The sequence below is a fragment of the Pseudorhodobacter sp. genome (assembly GCF_030452865.1).
In the GTDB taxonomy this organism is placed as follows: domain Bacteria; phylum Pseudomonadota; class Alphaproteobacteria; order Rhodobacterales; family Rhodobacteraceae; genus Pseudorhodobacter.
This window is the reverse complement of the sequence record NZ_JAKDLJ010000386.1, coordinates 1-3,291: the sequence shown is the minus strand read 5'-3', so window position 1 is coordinate 3,291 and position 3,291 is coordinate 1. Positions and strand designations below refer to the sequence as shown.

General features: G+C 62.0%; 4 protein-coding genes. 2 read left to right on the top strand and 2 right to left on the bottom strand.

Annotated features, from left to right (window positions below; all coding sequences use genetic code 11):
• Positions 1-580: 580 nt before the first annotated feature.
• A complete protein-coding gene (locus tag L0H65_RS16805) occupies positions 581-745 on the top strand; it encodes a hypothetical protein (protein ID WP_301460371.1) in 165 nt (54 codons plus the stop codon).
• Positions 746-942: 197 nt separating this feature from the next.
• Here the strand turns inward: L0H65_RS16805 and L0H65_RS16800 are convergent, their stop codons facing one another.
• Complete coding sequence (locus L0H65_RS16800; RefSeq protein WP_301460369.1) at positions 943-1,848, bottom strand: DMT family transporter; 906 nt, start codon at positions 1,846-1,848, stop codon at positions 943-945.
• 164 nt (positions 1,849-2,012) lie between these two features.
• Between L0H65_RS16800 and L0H65_RS16795 the strand changes: the two genes are divergently transcribed.
• On the top strand, positions 2,013-2,903 hold the full coding sequence (locus L0H65_RS16795; RefSeq protein WP_301460367.1) for a LysR family transcriptional regulator: 891 nt from the start codon (positions 2,013-2,015) through the stop codon (positions 2,901-2,903).
• A gap of 96 nt (positions 2,904-2,999) precedes the next feature.
• Here L0H65_RS16795 and L0H65_RS16790 read toward each other — a convergent pair.
• Positions 3,000-3,291: H-NS histone family protein (locus L0H65_RS16790; RefSeq protein ID WP_301460366.1), on the bottom strand; the 292-nt coding region annotated here is incomplete at its 5' end.

Sequence of the window (3,291 nt, the reverse complement as noted above, 5' to 3'; positions counted from 1 at the left end):
CCGGTCCGGACAGCACTATGTGGTCTTTATTGCCGCGCCAGACCGGATGATCGTCGTTGACTTCCTGCATGTCAGGATGGACCTGCCCGCTCGGCTTGCCGCCTTGGGCGAAGGCGACAGCGGCGAATAGCCAACTCTCAATTTCAAAACGCACGTTAGAGGGCACAGAAGGCGGACATCGCCGCCCGAGCCTTCTCAGAGACCAAGGGGGCCCGCCGCACGCGGGCCTCTCATCCAGCACCAACCTGTCCCGCGCATCTGCGCGGGGCACCAAAGGCTCCATCCCCAGCAATGCCTCGGTCAACTAAGAGCATGTCTGCAAGGCTGGCGGGGTGAGCATCAGCGGGACAATTCGGCTCCTTGTGTCAAAGTACCATCCCCCGCTTGCCAGTCCCTTCCTTGGCCCAAATCCAGTCTTCGAGATCAAGCCACAAGGGCTCGGACTACGGGGCGAGCCCGTGCCGCCGGCCGGATTCGGGGCAAGCCCGAACGCACCCGGTGATGTCAGACCGTCTTTGGGCCTGCGGGTTCCTGTCAGCGCGGGGGATGGTCCCTCGCCTCCCAGCAGGACCCAAAACAAATGTCCCGCAAAGATGCTCACGCCTTCGCCGCCAGCCTCGCAGCCACGCTTATGGTCTCCATCGTGGTCTTTCAGGCAGGGGATGGAACCTATGGTGCCGTCCCCGCCGATGAAATCGACGGCGACGAGGTTCAGGTGCTGGCTGAGATCGATCCGTGGGCGTAATGCCCACGGTCGTTAAGAAGGCCCGGGCACGGCGCGAACGCGCCTCCGGGCCTTTCGCCGGCAAAAGTGCCGCCTCGGCAGTCCAACAGAACGCCGCCGCTCGTTCGCGGACGCCTCGACTTGCCCGATTGTCCATTCAGATCGGACGGACAGCGGACAATCGGGGGACAGCGGCGAAAGCCGCGCACCGTTTCGTTTCACGGCGATATATCGCCTCTCGACGTCAACCAGACTCCGATCAGGGTCACCCCAAGCCCAGCAAACATGACCATCGTGAGCGGTTCACCAAACAGCGCCCAAGCCCAGATCATCGTCACCGGCGGGCTGAGATAGATGGCTGCGCTGACCTTGGCGACAGGGAACAGCCGAAGGCTGGTGTAGTAGACCGCGTAGGTCATGAAGGTTGCGATCAGTACCAACCATGCCATGCCGATCGCAAAGCTCGCAGTCATCGGCGGGGCAAGTCCATCGCCCGCCGCCAAGGCGCTTGCTCCGAACAGGGCGGCACCTGACAGGGTCTGGATGCAAAGCGCCTGATACCACGGCATGCGCAACTCTTCGCGCCCCTTGTGCAGCACCGAAGCCAGCGCAAAGATCAGCATCGATGCAACGGTCAGGCCGTAAGCCCAAAGCGGTGCTGACCCGAAGGTCAGGCTGTGGAACGAAACGATCACCACCCCGGACACTGCGATGGCGGTTCCGCCCCATTGCCGACCCGACAACCGTTCTCCCAGCACGGGCTGCGACAAGGCGGCGATGGCAAGAGGCAATAGATCCGAGATCAGCGCAACCAAACCTGTCGGAACGCGCTGCTCGATGGCGAGCGCAAAACCGCCGAGGTAGAGAAAGACCGACAGCACGCCGAAGGCCATCTGGAACCCGATTGCCCGCAGGCCGAGCCTGGGACCTAAGAACAGCGCAAAGGGAAGCAGGATCAAGCCCGAAAGAAGTGTGCGCCAGAACAGCAGCAGAAAAACACTCGCCTCTGCATTCGCAAAGCGGATGCCTACGAAGCCGGAACTCCATCCGATCACGAGCAAGACCGCCATCACAGGCCAGAGGAGGGGATGCGTGGTCGAGGAAGGCGTGTTCAGGGCGGTCATTCCGGTTCTTTCGGTTCGATTACTCGGCCGCAATACGCGGGATGACAGGATTGTTGGCATGACAAATTTCGATGAACTAATGAAAATGATCCCAGTGATGTAATGATTGTTTGCCGGAATTGTTGGTTTCTGGCACTCTGATTGCAGAAACATTGAGAGGCTGCATGTCAGACCTGTCCACCCGCCGCCTTGACATCGACGCCTTGCGCGCTTTGCGCGCCATCCAGCAGCACGGGGGCGTCACGCGCGCGGCGGAGGCGCTTGGGCTGACCCAGTCCGCCGTCAGCCACAAGGTGAAGCGGCTGGAAACCAGCCTTGATTGTGACCTTCTGAACCGTCGCGCGGGCGCGCCGATGTTCACCAGCGCCGGGCAGGACCTTCTGGACTACGCCGCCCGCATTCTTGGCCTGCATGACGAAGCGCTCCTCAGCCTGACCAAGACCGACCTCGCCGGGCGTATTCAACTGGGCCTGACCGAGGACACCACCTGCACGGATCTGTCGCGCATCCTTGGGCGCTTCCACCGTCTACATCCGCAGGTCGCGGTGCGGACCAAGGTCAGGATGAGCGTCGTCCTGCGCAGCATGTTGGACCGGGGCGAGCTGGACGCCGCCATCGTCCAGATCTTCGCGCATGAAGTGCGACCAACCGATGTGGTCTTGTTCCGCGAAGGGCTGCACTGGGTGAAGCTTGCGGGATCGCCCCTTCCGGCTGATGGTCCGATACCGTTCCTTTCCTTCGATGACGACTGCTTCTACCGCCATTGGGCGTTGGACATCGGGCAGGACGACGGCGCGCTTCTTGAAACCGTGTTCGAATGTTCCAGCGCCGCTGGCATCGTGGCGGGTGTCCTTGCTGGGCTCGGCGTGGCGTTGCTGAGTGACCGCCACATCCGGCCAGAAATGGAAATCATCCGCGCGCATTTGCCACCGCCGCCCGACCTTGCCTATGTCGTGCGCCGCGCCCGCAAGGCCCGAAACCCCGCACTCGACAGTCTGATTGCCGAGGTGGAAGCGGAGGTGAGCCGATATGGCGGGCTATCGCTCGTGGTGTAGCGCGGTCAGAACCGCTCCTTCACGAACGGTCTGACTGGACCAATCGGCGTTGCGCCCATGGCCCGGCAACAGGACGACCAAGCCGCTCACACGGGCTTAGCCGATCGCTAGATCGTCTGCGGATTTGCCAGAAGTCAGCGCTGCGACAAACCACTGTGGTTTCCGGCCACGGCCCGACCAGGTGAGAGCCGCGTTTTCAGGATGTCGGTATTTCGCCACGGCTGGCGCACGGGTTGTTTTCACTTCAACGCCGATCAGGTCGGCAAGGGAGTAGCCCATTTCCTTGGCGATTGCCTCCAGCTTGGCGCGGGCTTCGGCCTTGTGTCGGTCCTCAAAGGTGGAAATGGCCTTGGTGAGGTCCTTCTGCAGTTGCCGCAGTTCCTTGAGC

What these genes read in the sequence shown, in the direction of transcription:
- L0H65_RS16795 (WP_301460367.1), top strand. Translation starts at nt 2,013, where the DNA reads ATGTCAGACCTGTCCACCCGCCGCCTTGACATCGACGCCTTGCGCGCT.
- L0H65_RS16805 (WP_301460371.1), top strand. Translation starts at nt 581, where the DNA reads ATGTCCCGCAAAGATGCTCACGCCTTCGCCGCCAGCCTCGCAGCCACG.
- L0H65_RS16800 (WP_301460369.1), bottom strand. Translation starts at nt 1,848, where the DNA reads ATGACCGCCCTGAACACGCCTTCCTCGACCACGCATCCCCTCCTCTGG.